Source organism: Baekduia sp. (assembly GCF_035318805.1).
GTDB lineage: Bacteria > Actinomycetota > Thermoleophilia > Solirubrobacterales > Solirubrobacteraceae > Baekduia.
Genome location: NZ_DATHDY010000046.1, coordinates 79,026 through 96,116 on the forward strand (window position 1 = coordinate 79,026; position 17,091 = coordinate 96,116).

Genomic DNA, 17,091 nt, shown 5'->3' on the forward strand with positions numbered 1-17,091 from the left:
CGCTAGCGCGGGCGCCCGGCCGCGCACCGGACCCCTGTCCGCGCTTCCGCGCGCCCACCCGACCTACTAGTTCGCCGGCGGCTCGCCGGCCAGCAGCGCGGGCACGGCGCCCAGGAAGCCGACCACCACGAAGCCGAGCAGCAGCACGACGCCGATCGCGTGCGCCCAGCCGGTCTCCGCCACGGTCAGGAACCCTACGCCGCCGACCAGGCAGGCGGCCGCGATCCGCCCCGCGAGCCCCGTGTCGATGCCCAGCAGCGGCTGGCCGGCGGTCGCGCGCGCAGGCTCCGCGACGGCTCGGCGCTCCCCGCCTTCGGGCTCCACGCCCGCGTGGAGCAGGTGGCCGCCGAGCGTCAGGCGCAGCAGCAGCGTCAGCGACGGGAACAGGATGATCGCCCCGCCGACCACCGCGACGATGATGGCCACCAGCGCGTCGTGCGGCGCGGCCGCCTGCTCGATCGTCAGGCCCGGCAGGAACCGCGGCTGCTGGGCGAGCGCCCAGCCGGCGACGATCGCGGTCACCGCCAGCGCGGCGCCGTAGCGCGCGGGCTCGAAGCGCCGCCGCGCGACGAGGCCGAGCGTCGCGGCGCCGGCCAGCACGGAGACGATCACGGCCGGCAGGCCGGCGCCGGCGACGAGGTCGCGGTACAGCCCGTGCGCGTCGTCGTGCAGGACCACGAGCCCGGCGACCGACAGCGCGCCGGCCAGCGTCCCCGCGCCGAGCGCGCGGCGGCGGAACGGCTCGACGAGGTCGTGCTGCCCGTGGCGCACGGCGTCGGCCGACAGGTACACCGCCGCGAGGTAGGCGGAGAACACGACGGCCAGCACGCCGATGAAGATCGACGTCGGGTTCAGCCAGCTGGAGAAGAGGTCGCCCTTGGCGTTGCCGTACGGCACCCGGCCGGTGGCCAGCGCGCCGATGCACGCGCCGAGCGCGAACGGCGTCAGGAACGACGAGATCGCCGACGCCTGGTCGATGCGGCGGATCTCGCGCGGGTCCGCGGTGCCCGACGACAGCGCATACGCCGCCCCGCGCACGATGATCCCGAAGGCGGCGACCGACAGGGCGACGGCCAGCGTCGAGGCGATCGAGCCGAACGCCGCCGGGTACGCCGTCCAGGTCACGGTCAGCACGAAGATCAACCACACGTGGTTGGCCTCCCACACGGGCGCCATCGCGTCGTGGGCGAGGTCGCGCAGCCGCTGGCCCGCGGGCGTCCGCGGCGCGGTGACCTGCCACAGCGCGGCGCCGAAGTCCGCGCCGGCCAACACGATGTAGAACACCAGGCCGACCAGGATGAACACCATCGGGACGTCGGCCAGCGCCACGGATCACGCCTCCTTGTGCACCGGCGTCGCCACCGGCACGTCGAGCGGCGCGCGCGCCAGGCGTCGCAGGATCCACACCACGCCGGCGGCGACGCCGAGGTAGACGATCCACAGCCCGGCGTAGCCGACCGGGATCCCGCCCGCGCCGGTGACCGCCTGGTTGGTGGGCATGATCTTGTACACGACCCAGGGTTGGCGGCCGACCTCGGTCGTCACCCAGCCGCAGACCAGGGCGACGTAGGAGAGCGGCCCGGCCACGGCCAGCGCGCGGAAGAACCACGGCGAGTCGGGCAGCCTCCGCTTGCGCACGCGCACGAAGAGCACCAGCACGCCGAGCGCCGCAAGCAGCGTGCCGATCCCCACCATCGTCTGGAACGCCACGCGCACGACGTTGATCGGCGGCCGCTGCGACGGCGGCGCCGCGTCCAACCCCACCACCTCGGCGTTGGGGTCGTGGTGGGCCAGGACGGACAGCATCTTGGGGAAGCGGATGCCGAACTTGACCTCGCCGTCGTGGTACCAGCCGAGCACGTGCAGCGGCGCGCCCTTCTCGGTCCTCGGCAGTCCCTCGATGGCGGCGAGCTTGACCGGCTGCTTGTCGGCGACCTCGCGGGCGGCCCAGTCGCCGACCAGCAGCTGCACAGGCGCGGCGAGCGCGGCGATGGTCAGCGGGACCGCCATCGCGGTCTTCTCGTACCGCGTCCAGCGCCCGCGCAGGCGGGCCACCGCGTACGCGGCGGCCACGGCGAACCCCGTGACGATGTAGCCGGCGATGTACATGTGGATCAGCTCGTGCCAGAGGTAGTCGTTGGCAAACAGCGCCGACCACGGATGGATGTCGACGGCCCTGCCGTCCACCAGGCGGAAGCCGCCCGGGTGGTTCATCCAGGCGTTGACCGCGATGACCATCCACGACCCGGTGAAGCCGGTGACGACGATCGGGATGCCGCTCAGCAGGTGCGCCCGCGGCGAGAGCCGGTCCCAGCCGTAGACGTAGATCCCGATGAAGATGGCCTCCATGAAGAACGAGAAGCCCTCGATGGCGAAGCCCATCCCGAACACGCCGCCGAACGTCGCGGTGAAGTTCGGCCACAGCACGCCCATCTCGAAGCTCAGCACCGTGCCGGTGATGACCCCGACCGCGAACAGCGCGACCATCACGCGGCTCCAGCGGCGGGCGATCGTCCGGTAGATCGGGTCGCCCGTGCGCTGTCCGAGCCACTCCATCACGAGCACCATCGCGGGGAACGCGATCCCGAAGCACACCAGCGGGATGTGCGCCGCGAACGACAGCGCCTGCATCTGCCGGGCCTCGAGCAGATGCTGCTGCTCGACCGGCCCGAGCGCCTGCGCCACTGGCACGGCCGACAGCAGGGCGAGCAGCGTCACCCTGACCAGATGCCCGGCCGCGACGGTGCGCAATCGCGCAGCGGCGTGTGCGATCGGTCACCGCCGGACGCGGGCGACGAGCGCGCCGCGCGGGTACCCGGGTACGTGATGCCTCCCGCACCCTCGTCCCCCGACCCACACGTCCTCGTGCTGTTCGGCGCGCGCGGCGACCTCGCCCGCCGCAAGCTGCTGCCCGGCCTCGCGATGGCCGCGGGCCGGCGCACGGTGACGATCGCGCTGCGCGAGCCCGAGCGCCCGATCTTCGCCGGCGACGGCGATGCCGCGCGCCGCCCCAACGAGGTCGTCTTCGAGCTGACCGACGACCCGCAGATCGCCGTCGACCTCCGGGTCAAGGTCCCCGGCCCGACGTCGGAGATCACCCGCGCCCCGCTGACGCTCGACGTCGAGCGGGCGCTGAAGGGCGAGCAGGGCCTGGAGGCCTACGAGCGGCTGCTGCACGACGTGATGCTCGGCGACCACCTGCTCTTCACGCGCGCCGACGAGGTCGACCGCCTGTGGGCGTGCGCGGCGCCGATCCTGGAGCATCCGCCCGCGCCGGTGCCCTACGCGCAGGGCAGCTGGGGGCCCGCGGCGGCCGCTGCGCTCGCGGGCCCGGAGGGGTGGCGCCTGCCCGACGACCGCTGAGCCGTCCGCCACCGACGGGACGGCTGGTCCAGACGCCCCCGCCGCGAGGCCCGGGAGGAGGAGGGCCCCGCGACGGTCAACGGCGTCTGGGCGACGGACCCCGGCGATGACGCGCCGGCGGTCGGGTCAGAGCAGCCGGCGGACCTGCGCCGAGCGCCCGTGGTGTGCGGGCGACCGCATCGGCAGGTCTCGGCTCTGAACGCTGCATCGCCGCTTCAGCATCGGGGCGTAAGGTCCCGCTTCCAACAGGCGCTGCTTATCGCACCAGCGGATCTCACAACGACGACGTCGTCGTCTACCGGTCGGACGGCAGGTCGGCGGGGTCGAGCTCGGCCAGCGGCCCGTCGCCGTAGGCGTAGGCCCCGTCGCGCGGCTTGTCGAGCGGGTCGGAGCCAGGACTTCCGCATCGTCTTCGATCCCGGGACCTCCGAGATCCTGGAGTGGTCGCTCGCGCCGGCTCCGGGCGAGCAGCGCTCCGCCCCGGCGCGCACCGAGACCATGCTCGACACGGGCTACGCCGAGCAGATCGGCGACCGGCCCTAGAGATGAGTTGTTCCACGGGTTCGCTGCCGCCGCTGACCGGCCCGGCCGGCGCCTACCGCAGGCCCATCAGGACCTCCACCACGAGCTGGTCGAGGCGCTCGTTGGCGTAGCCCCGTCGCGCGAGCGCGTCGAGGCCGTCGGACTCCGCCTTGAGCGCGTCGGCCTCGCCGGCGCCGTCGGTCGAGCGCTGCGCCAGCTCGGGCGCCGACGCGGCGGCCAGCGCCTCCTGGACCTCGGGCAGCGCGTCGAAGTGACGGGCCCGCTCGGCGAGCGCCAGGTAGGTCCGCATGCAGCCGGCCGCGAAGTCCCATACGCCCTCGGCGTCCTCGGTGCGGTAGGCGTGCGCGTCGAAGTGACGCGGCCCGTCGTAGCCGGCGCGCTCCAGCAGGCGGACGAGGAGGAAGGCCTCCTTGAGGTCCTCGGCACCGAAGCGGAAGTCCTGGTCGTAGCGGCCGATCCGCTGCGCGTTGAGGTCGATGTGGAACAGCTTGCCCGCCCACAGCGCCTGGCCCACGCCGTGGTGGAAGGAGAGCCCGGCCATCGTCTCGTGCGCCACCTCGGGGTTGACGCCCACCATGTCGGGCCGCGCCAGGGTGGTGATGAAATGCAGCGCGTGGCCGACGGTCGGCAGCCACAGGTCGCCGCGCGGCTCGTTGGGCTTGGGCTCGATCGCGAAGCGCAGGTCGTAGCCCTGCTGCACCACGTAGTCGCCGAGCACGTCGATGGCCTCGCGGTAGCGCTCCAGCGCGTCGCGAGGATCCTTGGCGGCGCCGACCTCGGTGCCCTCGCGGCCACCCCAGAAGATGTAGTTCTCGGCACGCAGCTGCGCCGCGAGGTCGATCGACCGCATGGCCTTGCCGATCGCCGCGCGCCGCACGCCGCGGTCGTTGGAGGTGAACGCGCCGTCCTTGAAGGCCGGATGGGTGAACAGGTTGGTGGTGGCCATCCCGATGCCCATCCCGCGCTCCTTCAGCGCCGTGTCGAAGCGCTGCACGATCCGGTCGCGCTCGGCGGGCGAGGTGCCCCACGGGATGAGGTCGTCGTCGTGCAGGCTCACGCCCCAGGCGCCCATGTCGGCCAGCCGGTGCACGGTGTCGACCGGATCGACGGGCGCGCGCGTCGGCTCGCCGAACGGGTCGCGACCGGGGTTGCCCACGGTCCAGAGCCCGAACGTGAAGCGATGCTCTGGGCGCGGCGTCATCGGGTCAGGTTCGGTCGTCACGGCGAGCCGCCCGGTGACCCGGCTCAGTCCGGGTCGGCGGGCAGGTGCTCGGCGGCCCAGAGCGAGATCTGCTCGAGCGCCGGCATGAGCGCCTCGCCGCGCGCGGTCAGCGCGTAGGCGACCGACAACGGGGGCCCGTCGTCGACCGTGCGGCTGATGACGCCCGCCTCGGTGAGGTCGGCCAGGCGGTCCGACAGCACCGAGTCGCTGATCCCGCCGATGGCGCGTGAGAGCTCGCGGAAGCCGGCGGGACCCGTGCGCAGGTTGCCGAGCACGACGCCGTTCCAGCGCTTGCCGAGGAACCCGAACGCGCGGGCCAGCGCGGCGTCGCCGCGGGCGCACGCTCCGGCGTCGGTGTGGTCGGTGGGCGCGGTGGGCTTGGTGGCCATGCCGGGTAAATGCTAGCGGCGCCGTCGTCACTAGTGATTTCGAAGCTGCTAGCTTCTTCCTCGTCGATTGCCCCTTCCGAGCACACGAGGAACCATGACCACCGAGAACTCCCAACGCCCGTCCGTCGTCGTCGTGGGCGGCGGCTACGCCGGCGTCAACGTCGCCAAGGCCCTCGACGACGTCGCCGACGTGACGCTCGTCGACCCCAAGAACGCGTTCGTCCACAACGTCGCGGCCTGGCGCGCGCTCGTCGAGCCCGAGTGGCTGGACCGGATCTTCTTCCCCTACGACCGCCTGCTCGCCCACGGGACGTTCCTGCGCGACCGCGCCGTCGCGGTCGACGGTCGCCACGTGACCCTGGCGTCGGGCCGCGAGCTCGCCGCCGACTACGTGGTCCTGGCCAGTGGCTCGTCCTACCCGTTCCCCGCCAAGTCCGACGAGCCCGACACCGAGACGGCCCGCGCCAGGTACCGCGACGCGCACGAGGCGCTGCTGGCGGCCGGGCGCGTCCTGCTGATCGGCGCCGGCCCGTCCGGCCTCGAGCTCGCCGGCGAGATCAAGGCGTTCTTCCCCGACAAGCACGTGACGGTCGCCGACGTGTCGCCCGACATCCTGGCCGGCCCCTACGACCAGACGCTGCGCGACGAGCTGCGCCGCCAGCTCGACGAGCTCGGCGTCGAGCTGCAGCTCGGCAGCCCGCTGACCGCGCTGCCCGCGGCCGCGCCCGCGACGCTGGCGCCCGTGGCGATCACCACCGAGGCCGGCGACGAGCTCACGGCCGACGTCTGGTACCGCGCCTTCGGCGTGACCCCGCACACCGAGTACCTGCGGGGCGCGCTGTCGGACGCGCGCGACGACCGCGGCTACGTGCGCGTCGACGAGCACCTCCGCGTGATCGGCCAGGACGGCGTCTTCGCCGTGGGCGACATCGCCGACGCCGACCGCGACATGGCCGGCATCGCCGGCATGCAGGCGAAGGCCGTGACGGGCACGATCCGGAACCTCATCACCGGTGAGGGCGAGCCCGTCGCGTGGGCGGCGTTCCCGCCGTTCATCGCGGTCCCCCTCGGCCCCGAGGGCGGCGCCGGCCTGCTGCCCGGCCACGACGGCGTCGCCGGCGCCGCGGTCATCGCCGAGGTCAAGGGCCGGGACATGATGGTAGACAACTTCGCCGGGCTCTTCGACGCGGAGCCCGCCACGACGCGCTGACCCGGCGCCTCAGCGGCGCGACGAGGATGGCGCATGGCTGGCCACGTTGATCGTCGCGCCGCCGGGGTCCCGCACGAAGAAGCGGCGGATGCCCCAGGGCTCGTCGCCGATCGGCCGGACGATGTCCAGCCCGCGCGCCTGGGCGTCGGCGTAGGCCGCGTCGACGTCCTCGACCTCGATCGACGCGTCGAGCTGGCACACCGCCGCGTCCATCGCCGTCGGGCTCGCCCAGGCGACGATGACCTGCGTCGTCGGCACGCTGCGCGAGGCGAGCATCAGCAGCCCGTCCTCCTCCATCGCGACGCGGAACCCGAGGAAGTCCTCGTAGAAGCGTCGCGTCGCCTCCGGCTCGTCGGTGACCAGGACGGGGATCGCGCGCCGGATGTCCATGGTGCGGACCCTACGAGGCCTCGCTCAGAGCTGCCCGTGGTTGGGTGGCAGCACGTCGGCGAGCGCGAAGGCGCCGATGTGGTGGTACTTCCAGTCGACCGGGTCGTGGACGCTGTGGGTGCGGGCGTTTCGCCAGTGGCGGTCGAGGTCGTGCCGGGCGTCGGCGGCGCTCGTGCCGCAGAGCGCGAAGAGCTCGGAGCCGGCATCGACGGCGACCTCCGACCCGAAGGCCTTGGCCGCGGCCACCGCCAGCGAGCCGCGGGCGGCCGCCTCGTCGTCGGCCGGCACCAGGCCGATCGCGTCGAGCGTCCGCGCGGCGTCGCGCAGCAGCGCCTCGGCGGCGCCGACGCGGGCCGCGATCCGCCCGTAGCGGTGCAGCACGTGGGGATCGCCGGCCGGCGCGCCGGCGCCGTAGCGGACCGCCTCGCTGGACGGGCGCGCGCGCTCGCGCAGGAACGCGCGGGCGTCGCGCAGCGCGCCGCCGGCGATGCCGACCTCGATGGCCGCGTGCACCAGCTGCGCGCGGGCGCCCAGCTGCTGGGGCACCTCGAACGCGCGGGCGTAGTCGAGGCGCAGCGCCGGGTCGACCGCCACGTCGTCGAAGGTCGTCGTGCCGCTGATCGTCGCGCGCTGACCCATGACGTCCCAGTCGTCGCCGACCTCGACGCCGGGCGCGTCGCGCTCCACGAACGCGACGACGAGCCGGTCGCCGGCGTCCAGCGCGCTCACGCCGATCCACTGAGCGGTCAGCGCGCCGGTGCAGTAGTACTTGCGTCCGCGCAGGATCGCGCCGCCGTCCTGGTCGACCACGCGCGTCTTGAGGTCCTGCGCGTGCTTGCCGCCCCGCTCGGCGAGCGCGTTGCCGATGCGGCCACCGCCGAGCACGTCGGCGAAGAGCCGCGCCTGCAGCGCCTCGTCGCCCCAGACGCGGAGCACGTCGACGAACAGGTAGTGGACCTGGGGCACCTGCGCGATCGCCGGATCGACCGCCGCGACGACGCGGATCACCTCGGCCAGCGCCTCGGGGCCGAGGTCGGCGCCGCCGAAGGCCTCCGGCACGGTGATCGCCAGCAGCCCGCTGCCGTCCAGGACCGCCAGGGCGTCGCGCGGGACGCATGCGGCGCCGGCGCGATCGCGCTCCGCGGCGCCTTCGGCCAGCGTCTCTGCGACCTGGTGGGCGACCGCGACGGCCTCGTCGGCGGACCGCAGGAGGGGCACGGCTGATGCGTGGGACACGCCCATCAGGATGCCACCGCGTACCGGCGCGGCGCCGGCGTCACGCGACCAGCTCCAGCGTCCGCTCGCCGAGCAGCACCGGGTCGCGCAGCGCGAGCCGGCCGACCGCGTCGTCCAGCGCCGCCCGCTCGCTCGCGGTGAGCGGCGCCTCGGCCGCGTCGCCGCCGCTGAGGCAGCAGGCGCCGAAGCCCAGCGCGCCGTCGCGGTGGTAGACGATGACCCCGGGCCGGTCGCCCGCCTCCATGCGGCGCAGCACCGCGTGCAGCCGCTCGCGGCCGCGGCACACCGTGCTGCCCAGCGCGTCGCCGAGCAGGCACCCGCGATGGACGTACAGCAGCGCGCCGGCGGTCCCGCGCGGCTCGCCGACGAGCACCGCCACGCTGGCCCCGACGTCGCCCTGCCCGGCCAGCGGGAGCATCCGCAGGGTGCCGAGCGCCGACGGCAGCGCGATCTCCGGGTGCGCCGTCTCGGGAGCCGGCGCCGGCGCGCGCTCGGATTCGGCCGCGCGCGGGACGAGGTCCGCGTAGCCGCCGCGGTAGAACAGCAGCGGGTCGGCGTGGCCGTCGGGATGGGCGAGCGCCACGACGCGCCCGATGGCGATGACGTGGTCGCCGCCGTCGGCCAGCTCGTGCGTGCGGCACTCCACCGTGGCCAGCGCGCCGTCGAGGACCGGCACGCCGTCGGGCAGCCGGTGCCCTACGCCGTCCCACGTCTGCGGCGTCGCGCGCCGTGCGAAGCGTGCCGACAGCTCGCGCTGATCGGCGCCGAGCACGTTGACGGCGAAGCGCCCGGACGCGCGGATCGCCGCCAGCGTCGCCGACTCCCGCCGCAGGCACGCGAGCACCAGCGGCGGATCGAGCGAGACCGAGGTGATGGCGTTGGCCGTCGTCCCGAACGGACGCCCCGCGCCGTCGGCGGCCGTCACGATGCCCACGCCCGTGGCGAAGTGCCCCATCGCGCGGCGCAGCGCCTCGCCGCCGACCGCGGCGCCCGCGCTCATCCGGCCACCGCCGGCGCGCGCCGGTACCCGGCGCCGCGGTGGGTCTCCGGCAGGCGCGGGCCGCGCCCGAAGAGCTTCTCGCGCAGCGTTCCCTCGTCGTAGGACGTGCGGTACACGCCGCGCCGCTGCAGCTCGGGCACCACGTGCTCGGCGAAGTCGGCATAGGAGCCCGGCGTGATCACGTGCGCCAGGTTCAGCCCGTCGGCGTCGGTGGCCTCCATCCACTCCTGGATCTGATCGGCCACCTCGGCGCCCGTGCCGACCGCGACCGGTCCCTCGGGTGCCAGCGACAGGTGCTCGACGAGGTCGCGCACCGTCCAGTCGCCCTCGCCGAAGGTCTCGGCCATCGACTGCACGGCCTCGTTGGGCACGAACTCGAGCGGGTCGTCCAGCGAGTAGGGCGAGAGGTCGAAGCCCAGCCACCCCGACCAGAGCGCGAGCGCGCCCTCGGGCTCGACGAGCGACCGGTACAGGTCGTGCTTGCGGCGGGCCTCGGCGGCCGTGGCGCCGGTGATCACCGAGTACCCGCTGAACACCTTGACGTCGTAGGCGTCGCGTCCCGCCTGCACCGCGCGGGCGCGGACGTCGGCGATCGTCCGCGCCAGGATCTCGGCCTTCGGCGCGCTGACGAAGATCGCCTCGGCGTTCTCGCTGGCGAACTGCCGCCCCCGCGCCGAAGCGCCCGCCTGGTAGAGCAGCGGCGTGCGCTGGGGCGACGGCTCGCTGACGTGGATGCCCGGGACCGTGAAGTACGTCCCGTCGTGCTCGATCGGATGGACCTTGGCCGGGTCGGTGAAGATCCCGCGCTCGCGGTCGCGCACGACCGCGTCGTCCTCCCACGAGCCCTCCCAGAGCTTGTACACCACCTCGAGGTACTCGTCGGCGATGTCATAGCGGTTGTCATGGCGCACCTGCGCCTTGAGCCCGATGTTCAGCGCGCCGCTGTTGAGGTAGGACGTGACGATGTTCCAGCCGACGCGCCCGTCGGTCAGGTGGTCGAGCGTCGACATCCGCCGCGCGAACGTGAAGGGGTGCTCGTAGGAGGTCGAGGCGGTGATGCCGAACCCGAGGTGCTCGGTGACGTGCGCCATCGCCGAGACGACCAACATGGGGTCGTTGACCGGCACCTGCGCGCCGGCCCGCAGCGCGGCGTCGGGGCTGCCGGCGTAGACGTCGTAGACGCCGATCACGTCGGCGATGAAGATGCCGTCGAACAGCCCGCGCTCCAGGAGCTGCGCGAGGTCGGTCCAGTAGCGCAGGTCCTTGTACCGCCAGCCCTGGCTGTCGGGATGGCGCCAGGTGCCCGAAACGAGGTGCGTCGGGGTGTTCATGTCGAAGGCGTTGACCAGGATGCGGCGGGGGCTCATCGGTACTCCGAGGGCTTGGCGATGGTGTCGTTGAGGAAGGACCGGCCGACCTCTTCGATCTTGTAGGCGACGGGTGAGTGGAGGGTCTCGGTACGCGCGTTGCGCCAGAAGCGGTCCAGGCCGACGCTGAGCTTGGCCGACCGCGCGCCGGTCGTCTCGAAGACGCGGCTCGTCGTGTCGAGGACGACCTGGGTCGCGACGACCTTGGCGGCCGCGCCCAACGTGGCGGCCTCGCCGCGCTCGCGCGCGGTGAGGTCGGGGCCGCGCTCCAGCGCCCACGCCACCGCGGCCTCGGCGCGCTCGGCCAGCGCGCCGAGCGCCTGCACGCGGCTGACCAGCTCGCCGTAGGTGTTGAGGATGTGCGGGTCCTCGGTCGCCTCCTCGACGGAGGCGTGGACCCACGGCCGGGTCCGGGTGCGCGTGTACTCGCGCGCCGCCAGCAGGGCGCCCTCGGCGATGCCGAGGTACAGGTGGATGAACACGAGCTGGAACGACAGGATCCCGACCGTGCGGTGCGGCGGCTTCTCGTCCTCGTCGGGGCCGGTGTCGGCCAGCACGGCGTCGCGCGAGATCTCCACCTCCGTGAGGACCAGGCCGTTGCTGGCCGACAGGCGCTCACCGAGGATGTCCCAGTCCTCGAGGTGGTCGAGCCCGGGGTCGGCCGGGTCGATCTCGACGATCAGGCGGTGGCCGCTACCGGGGTCCTTGACGAAGCCGAGGATGCGGTCGGCCACCCGGGCGGTGGTCGCGAACGACTTGGTGCCGTTGATCCGGAAGCCGTCGAGGGTGGGCGTGAGCACCAGCTCGGTGTCCAGCGGCGAGCCCGTGCTCCCGATGATCCAGTCGTGCTCGACGCTGCGCCGCTGCAGGTCGCGGTAGCGCGCCGGATCCTCGAGGTCGCTGGCCATGCGGTCCTGGAACGTCAGGTGGTAGGCCAGCAGCCGGGCGACGCCGGAGTCGACCTGCGCGAGCGTGCGCACGACCTGCAGCGCGGTGCGGTACGGCCGGCCGTGGCCGCCGACCGAGGCCGGTGCCAGCAGCGCCAGCAGCCCGGAGTCGCGCAGGCGCTGCGCCTCGGCCAGCGGCGGCTCGCCGGCGCGCTCGCGCTCGACGATGTCGGTGGCGAACTCGGCGGCCAGCGCGCGGGCGTTGGCGATCCACTCGTCCTCGGCGGGTGCGCCGGGCCCGCCGGCGATCGGCCGGAGCGCGAGCTCCGGGCCCGGGGTGGTGATGGTCATGCGATGGCCTCCTGAAGGCTCCGGGGCGCGGGCTCCAGCGTCGGGAGCGCCGCGAGCAGCTGCTTGGTGTAGTCCGATCGGGGCCGGGTGAAGACCTCGTCGGCGGTGCCGGCCTCGACGATGCGCCCGTCCTTCATCACGATCACCCGGTCGCTCATCTGATGGATCACGCCGAGGTCGTGCGAGATGAACAGGTAGGCGATCCCGAGCCGCGCCTGCAGGTCGGTCAGCAGGTCGAGCACCTGCGCCTGGATCGAGACGTCGAGCGCCGAGACCGGCTCGTCGCAGACGATGAGGTCGGGCTCGGTGGCCAGCGCCCGGGCGATCGCCACGCGCTGACGCTGCCCTCCGGAGAGCTGCAGCGGGCGGCGGCGGAGATGCTCGGCCTCCAGGCCGACCTGCGCCAGCAGCTCGGCGACGCGCGCCGCTCGGGCGTCGCGGCCCGGGACGCTCTCGCTCGCGATCGCGTCGTCGAGGATGCGCGCGACGTCCCAGCGCGGGTCGAACGAGCTCAGCGGGTCCTGGTAGACGGTCGAGATCCGCCGGCGCCGGTGGCGGCGCTCCTTCTCGGGCACGCCGCTCCAGGCCTCGCCGCGGAGGCGCACCTCACCTCCGTCGGGCTCGACCAGCGCGAGGATCATGCGCGCCGTGGTGGTCTTGCCCGAGCCGGACTCGCCCACGACGCCGACGGTCTCGCCCGCCCCCACGGCGAGGCTCACGTCGTCGACGACCGTGCGCTGCACGCCGTCGGGGCCGCGGTAGCGCTTGGTCAGGCCGTCGGCGACGACGAGCGGCTCGCCGCCCGGCGCCGGCCGGGCGCCCTTGCGGCGCCCCGAGGGCACGGCGTCCAGCAGCGCGCGCGTGTAGGGATGCTCGGGGCGCTGCAGCACGTCGGCCACCGGCCCCTCCTCGACGATCACGCCGGCGTGCATCACCGCCACGCGGTCGGCGAGCGTCGCGACGACCGCGAGGTCGTGGCTGATGACGATCAGGCCGCGGCCGCGGCGCTTGGTCGCCTCCAGCAGCGCCAGGATCTGCGCCTGCACCGTGACGTCGAGCGCCGTCGTCGGCTCGTCGGCGATCAGCAGCCGCGGGTCCAGCGCGATCGCCGAGGCGATCAGCGCCCGCTGGCGCAGGCCGCCCGAGAGCTCGTGCGGAAGCTGGCGGGCGCGCAGCTCGGGCTCGGGGACGCCGACCTCGCGCAGCAGGTCGACGACCTTCTCCCGGCGGGCCGCCCGGCGCGCACGGGCCGGCCGGTCCGCTCCCCAGCCGTGCAGCCGCAGCGGCTCGGCGATCTCGTTGCCGACGCGCCGCAGCGGGTCGAGCGACACGAGCGCGTCCTGCAGGACGAAGCCGACGGCCTCGCCGCGCACGCGCCGCCAGCCGCGGTCGCCGAGGCCGAGCAGGTCCCGGCCGCCCAGCTCGAGCCGGCGCGCCGACACGCGCGAGCGCGGGCCCGTCAGGCCGACCAGCGTCCGGGCGGTCACGCTCTTGCCCGAGCCCGACTCGCCGACGATCGCCAGGCACTCGCCGGCCGCGACCGAGAACGAGATCCCGTGCACGACGTCCGTGTCGCCGAAGCCGACCGCGAGGTCGTCGACGCGCAGCAGCGCGGCGTCCGTGGTGGGCGTGGTCACCGTTCCAGCCTCCCTTCGAGGCGCGTTTGCAGGTATCGGCCCAGCGCGGTCGCCGCCAGGGTGAACGCGACGATCACCGCGCCGGGGAAGAAGTCCAGCCACCAGGCGTGCTGGATGTAGTCGCGTCCCGCGTTGAGCATCGCTCCCCATTCGGGGTCGGGCGGCGCCACGCCGAGGCCGAGGAAGCTGAGCGACGAGGCCCACACGATCGACTGGCCGACGCCGAGCGTGGCGAGCACGACCAGCGGGCGCATCGCGTTGGGCAGGATCGTCCGCGCGATCGTGCGACGCGCCGGATGGCCGAGCGCCAGCGACGCCTCGACGTACGGCGAGCCCTTCACCGCCAGCACCTGGCCGCGGATCATCCGTGCGTAGCCCGGCGCCGAGGCCAGCGCGACGGCGACGATCTCGGTCCCCGAGCCGGTGCCGAAGATGGCGACGAACAGCAGCGCGAGCAGCAGGCCCGGGAAGGCGAACAGCACCTCGAGCAGCCGCGTGACCGTCGCGTCGGCGATGCGGCCGCCGAGGCCGGAGACCAGCCCCAGCACGGTCGCGATCGCCAGCCCGAGGGCGGTGGCGCCGAGCCCGATCAGCACGGACTCCCGCGCGCCGTGGATCACCCGCGCGTAGACGTCGCGGCCGGACTGGTCGGTGCCGAAGAGGTGGTGCAGCGACGGCGCCTGGAAGCTCTGATCGAGGTGGACCTGCAGCGGCGACTCGCCGGCGACCAGCGACGGAGCCAGCACCGCCAGCGCGATGAACCCCAAGAAGAGGCTGGACGCGACGACCGCGGGGCGGAACGTGCGGGAGCGGCGGACGGGCGCGGCGACGGCGCCGAGGAGCGGGTCGCGCGTCAGGGCGTGCTCGACGGTGGCCATCGCGCTAGCCCCTGGCCGGCGTGCGCAGCCGGGGATCGACGATCGCGTAGAGCAGGTCGACGAGCAGGTTGGCCACCACGTACACCAAGGCCACCAGCAACGTGATCCCGACCACCACCGGCAGGTCCTGTCCGTTGACCGCGTTGACGAGCAGCTGCCCCAGGCCGGGCCGCGCGAAGACCACCTCCACGATCACCGAGCCGCTCAGCAGCGCCCCGAGCGCCCAGCCCGACAGCGTGATGCCGGGCAGCACCGCATGGCGCAGGACGTGGCGGCGGCGCACCGCCCCCTCGCCCATCCCGCGCGCCCGGGCCGAGACCGCGAACGGCTGCTCCAGCGCACCGGAGAACTCGTCGCGCGTGACCTGGCCGAGGAAGCCGGCGAGCGGCAGCGCGAGCGTGAGCGCCGGCAGCACCAGCCCCTCGAGCGAGGTCCCGCCCGCGACCGGCGCCCAGTGCAGGTTGAAGGAGAACACGACGAGCAGCACGATGCCCAGCCAGTACTGCGGCAGGCCCGCGAGCACCGCCTCGGCGCCGGAGCCCAGCGAGGAGCGCAGGCGCCCGCGGCCCGCCGTCAGCAGCGTCCCGGCGACCGCGACGACCCAGGCCAGCGCGAGGGCGACCAGCGTCAGCGCCAGCGTCGGGCCGACCTGCTGGGAGATCACCGTGGTGACGTCCTGCTTGAGCGAGTAGCTCTGCCCGAGGTCGCCCTGGAGCAGGTGCCCCATGAACGTGAGGTACTGCGCGAGCACCGGGCGGTCGAAGCCGTACTGATGGTCGATGGCGGCGATCTGCGCATCGGTCGGATGCGCGCCCGCGCCGCCGAGGACGGCCACGCCGGGATCGCCCGGCATCAGCTGCTCGAGCAGGAAGGTGACCGTGGCGGCGGCGAGCAGGACGCCCACCGCCGCGACGACCCGCCGTGCGACGCGCCCGCTCACCGCGCCAGGTACGCGTCGTGGAGCACGGGCTCGCCCTCGGAGGGCTCGATCCAGACGTCCTTCAGCTTCTTGCTGATCGCCAGCCGCGTCTGCACCGGGTACAGCGTGAGCTGCCAGGCGTTCTTGGAGATGATCGACTGCGCCTGCGTGTACAGCGTGCGCTGCTGCGCCTCGTCGTTGCTGGCGGCCGCGTCGAGCAGGATCTTGTCCAGCGCGGGGTTGGACACCTGCGACGCGTTGTTGAAGCCGCCCGTCTCCTTGGACTCGGTCGAGAAGACGATGTAGAGCACGCCCGGCGTCGGGCTGTTCCAGTAGCTGTTGACGGCCTCGTAGGCCTTCGGGTTCTGGAACGTCGCGAAGAACGTGGTCTGCGCCTGCGGAACCAGCTTGATGTGGAACCCGACCTCCTTGGCCGCAGCCTGGATGTCCTGGTAGAGGGTCACGTCGGCGGGCGGCGTGTCGCCGGGATCCGAGGAGTAGACGAAGCGCGCCGCCAGCTCCTGCCCGTCCTTGGTGCGGTAGCCGTCCCCGTTGCGGCCGGTCCAGCCGGCGGCGTCGAGCAGGGCGCCGGCCTTGGCCGGGTCGTGCGGGTAGGCGTCCTCGAGCGACTTGTCGTAGAACGGCGTGCCCGAGCCCAGCGGCGCGCCGGCGTAGGGGAAGACGCCGAGGTAGGCGCTCTTGACGGCCTCCTTGGCGTTGGACGCGTAGAGCAGCGCCTGGCGCACCTTCAGGTCGTTGAACGGCGCGCGGTCGACGTTCAGCCCGAACCCGTTGGGGTTGCCCGAGTGGTTGAAGCTCTGCAGCTCGAGGCTGGGATCGGCCTCGGCCGCGGGCTGGTGCTCGGGCGGGATGTTGAAGATCAGGTGCGCCTCGCCGCTCTTGAGCGCCGAGAACCGCACGGAGTTGTCCTTCAGGAACCGCCAGGTGATGCCGTCGAGGTACGCGGGGCCCTGGTGCTTGGCGTTGGCGGGCGGCGAGTTGTAGTCGGGGTTGCGCACCAGCTCGACGCGCTGGCCGTGGATCCACTGCTTGACGATGAACGGCCCGGTCCCGACCGGCGACTCGCAGTTGGCCTTCAGCCCGCGCGCCATCGCCTTGGGCGACTCGATGCCGAGGAAGGCCTGTGCGAGCACCGTCAGCAGCGGGGAGTAGGGCTTCTTGAGCGTGACCCGGAGCGTGTGGGCGTCGACCGCCTCGCTGCTCTTGTAATAGGGCTTGAGATAGATGAGATCGGTGCTCGACTGCGTCTTGGGGTCGAGGATCTGCTCGAAGTTGGCCTTGACGGCGGCGGCGGTCAACGGCTCGCCGTCGGTGAACTTCACGCCCTGCTTGAGCGTGAAGGTGTAGGTGAGCCCGTCGGCGCTGACCTTCCACGACGTGGCCAGCCACGGGACGATCCTGCCGCCGGGCAGCTCGGAGACGAGCGAGTCGAGGTACTGCCGCGAGACGTAGGTCTGCGGCATGTCGCCGCTGTTGTGCGGGTCCAGGCACGTCGGCTCGCGATCGGCGCCGTAGACGACCGTGCCGCCCTTGACGGGGGTCGTGCTCGCGGTGGCGGTGCCACCGCTCGCGCCACCGCCGCAGGCGGCGAGGGCCACCGAGACGGCACCGGCGGCGAGGACGAGGGCGGCTCTGATCGGGGTCGTGCGACGCAACGTGAGGTCTCCTGGACGGGCGT

Annotated in this window: 15 protein-coding genes; 2 read left to right on the forward strand and 13 right to left on the reverse strand. The window is 73.6% G+C overall.

The window, feature by feature from the left end; all coding sequences use genetic code 11:
• Positions 1-66: 66 nt before the first annotated feature.
• Positions 67-1,329 carry a cytochrome d ubiquinol oxidase subunit II gene (locus tag VK501_RS11015; RefSeq protein WP_324337458.1) on the reverse strand — a complete coding sequence of 421 codons (1,263 nt, stop codon included), beginning with the start codon at positions 1,327-1,329 and terminating at the stop codon, positions 67-69.
• A gap of 3 nt (positions 1,330-1,332) precedes the next feature.
• On the reverse strand, positions 1,333-2,718 hold the full coding sequence (locus tag VK501_RS11020) for a cytochrome ubiquinol oxidase subunit I (protein WP_324337459.1): 1,386 nt from the start codon (positions 2,716-2,718) through the stop codon (positions 1,333-1,335).
• A 108-nt stretch (positions 2,719-2,826) separates the two neighbouring features.
• On the opposite strand from VK501_RS11020, the gene VK501_RS11025 reads away from it, so the two are divergent.
• Entirely contained in the window at positions 2,827-3,363 is a 537-nt protein-coding gene (locus tag VK501_RS11025; protein ID WP_324337460.1) for a hypothetical protein, read from the forward strand.
• A gap of 595 nt (positions 3,364-3,958) precedes the next feature.
• Here VK501_RS11025 and xylA read toward each other — a convergent pair.
• Together xylA and VK501_RS11035 are read right to left on the reverse strand one after the other, a co-directional pair.
• The gene (xylA, locus tag VK501_RS11030; RefSeq protein ID WP_324337461.1) at positions 3,959-5,107 is read right to left on the reverse strand and encodes a xylose isomerase; all 1,149 of its coding nucleotides are present in this window, start codon (positions 5,105-5,107) and stop codon (positions 3,959-3,961) included.
• Between the two features lie 44 nt (positions 5,108-5,151).
• A complete protein-coding gene (locus VK501_RS11035) occupies positions 5,152-5,517 on the reverse strand; it encodes a helix-turn-helix domain-containing protein (protein WP_324337462.1) in 366 nt (121 codons plus the stop codon).
• Positions 5,518-5,611: 94 nt separating this feature from the next.
• On the opposite strand from VK501_RS11035, the gene VK501_RS11040 reads away from it, so the two are divergent.
• A complete protein-coding gene (locus VK501_RS11040) occupies positions 5,612-6,727 on the forward strand; it encodes an FAD-dependent oxidoreductase (RefSeq protein WP_324337463.1) in 1,116 nt (371 codons plus the stop codon).
• Positions 6,728-6,736: 9 nt separating this feature from the next.
• Here VK501_RS11040 and VK501_RS11045 read toward each other — a convergent pair whose 3' ends face one another.
• Genes VK501_RS11045 through VK501_RS11085 form a run of 9 tightly spaced genes read right to left on the reverse strand, consistent with a single transcriptional unit; the run spans position 6,737 to position 17,068 of the window.
• Positions 6,737-7,117, reverse strand: a complete 381-nt coding sequence (locus VK501_RS11045) for a VOC family protein (protein WP_324337464.1) — start codon at positions 7,115-7,117, stop codon at positions 6,737-6,739.
• Positions 7,118-7,141: 24 nt separating this feature from the next.
• Positions 7,142-8,359 (reverse strand): SfnB family sulfur acquisition oxidoreductase, encoded by a 1,218-nt coding sequence (locus VK501_RS11050; protein WP_349260994.1) that lies wholly within the window; start codon positions 8,357-8,359, stop codon positions 7,142-7,144.
• A 34-nt stretch (positions 8,360-8,393) separates the two neighbouring features.
• Entirely contained in the window at positions 8,394-9,353 is a 960-nt protein-coding gene (locus tag VK501_RS11055; RefSeq protein ID WP_324337466.1) for a flavin reductase, read from the reverse strand.
• Complete coding sequence (locus VK501_RS11060; RefSeq protein WP_324337467.1) at positions 9,350-10,720, reverse strand: LLM class flavin-dependent oxidoreductase; 1,371 nt, start codon at positions 10,718-10,720, stop codon at positions 9,350-9,352. Before VK501_RS11060 ends, VK501_RS11055 begins: the two co-directional genes overlap by 4 nt.
• On the reverse strand, positions 10,717-11,958 hold the full coding sequence (locus tag VK501_RS11065) for an acyl-CoA dehydrogenase family protein (protein WP_324337468.1): 1,242 nt from the start codon (positions 11,956-11,958) through the stop codon (positions 10,717-10,719). The genes VK501_RS11060 and VK501_RS11065 overlap by 4 nt, the downstream gene beginning before the upstream one ends.
• Positions 11,955-13,595: an ABC transporter ATP-binding protein gene (locus VK501_RS11070; RefSeq protein WP_324337469.1), complete on the reverse strand. Its 1,641-nt coding sequence runs from the start codon at positions 13,593-13,595 to the stop codon at positions 11,955-11,957. The genes VK501_RS11065 and VK501_RS11070 overlap by 4 nt, the downstream gene beginning before the upstream one ends.
• Positions 13,592-14,473: an ABC transporter permease gene (locus tag VK501_RS11075; protein ID WP_324337470.1), complete on the reverse strand. Its 882-nt coding sequence runs from the start codon at positions 14,471-14,473 to the stop codon at positions 13,592-13,594. The genes VK501_RS11070 and VK501_RS11075 overlap by 4 nt, the downstream gene beginning before the upstream one ends.
• Positions 14,474-14,477: 4 nt before the next feature.
• Positions 14,478-15,413, reverse strand: coding sequence for an ABC transporter permease (locus VK501_RS11080; protein ID WP_324337471.1), 936 nt, complete (start codon positions 15,411-15,413; stop codon positions 14,478-14,480).
• A complete protein-coding gene (locus VK501_RS11085) occupies positions 15,410-17,068 on the reverse strand; it encodes an ABC transporter substrate-binding protein (RefSeq protein WP_324337472.1) in 1,659 nt (552 codons plus the stop codon). The genes VK501_RS11080 and VK501_RS11085 overlap by 4 nt, the downstream gene beginning before the upstream one ends.
• Positions 17,069-17,091 lie beyond the last annotated feature (23 nt).

What these genes read in the sequence shown, in the direction of transcription:
- VK501_RS11025 (WP_324337460.1), top strand. Translation starts at nt 2,827, where the DNA reads ATGCCTCCCGCACCCTCGTCCCCCGACCCACACGTCCTCGTGCTGTTC.
- xylA (WP_324337461.1), bottom strand. Translation starts at nt 5,107, where the DNA reads ATGACGCCGCGCCCAGAGCATCGCTTCACGTTCGGGCTCTGGACCGTG.
- VK501_RS11035 (WP_324337462.1), bottom strand. Translation starts at nt 5,517, where the DNA reads ATGGCCACCAAGCCCACCGCGCCCACCGACCACACCGACGCCGGAGCG.
- VK501_RS11040 (WP_324337463.1), top strand. Translation starts at nt 5,612, where the DNA reads ATGACCACCGAGAACTCCCAACGCCCGTCCGTCGTCGTCGTGGGCGGC.
- VK501_RS11045 (WP_324337464.1), bottom strand. Translation starts at nt 7,117, where the DNA reads ATGGACATCCGGCGCGCGATCCCCGTCCTGGTCACCGACGAGCCGGAG.
- VK501_RS11050 (WP_349260994.1), bottom strand. Translation starts at nt 8,359, where the DNA reads ATGGGCGTGTCCCACGCATCAGCCGTGCCCCTCCTGCGGTCCGCCGAC.
- VK501_RS11055 (WP_324337466.1), bottom strand. Translation starts at nt 9,353, where the DNA reads ATGAGCGCGGGCGCCGCGGTCGGCGGCGAGGCGCTGCGCCGCGCGATG.
- VK501_RS11060 (WP_324337467.1), bottom strand. Translation starts at nt 10,720, where the DNA reads ATGAGCCCCCGCCGCATCCTGGTCAACGCCTTCGACATGAACACCCCG.
- VK501_RS11065 (WP_324337468.1), bottom strand. Translation starts at nt 11,958, where the DNA reads ATGACCATCACCACCCCGGGCCCGGAGCTCGCGCTCCGGCCGATCGCC.
- VK501_RS11075 (WP_324337470.1), bottom strand. Translation starts at nt 14,473, where the DNA reads ATGGCCACCGTCGAGCACGCCCTGACGCGCGACCCGCTCCTCGGCGCC.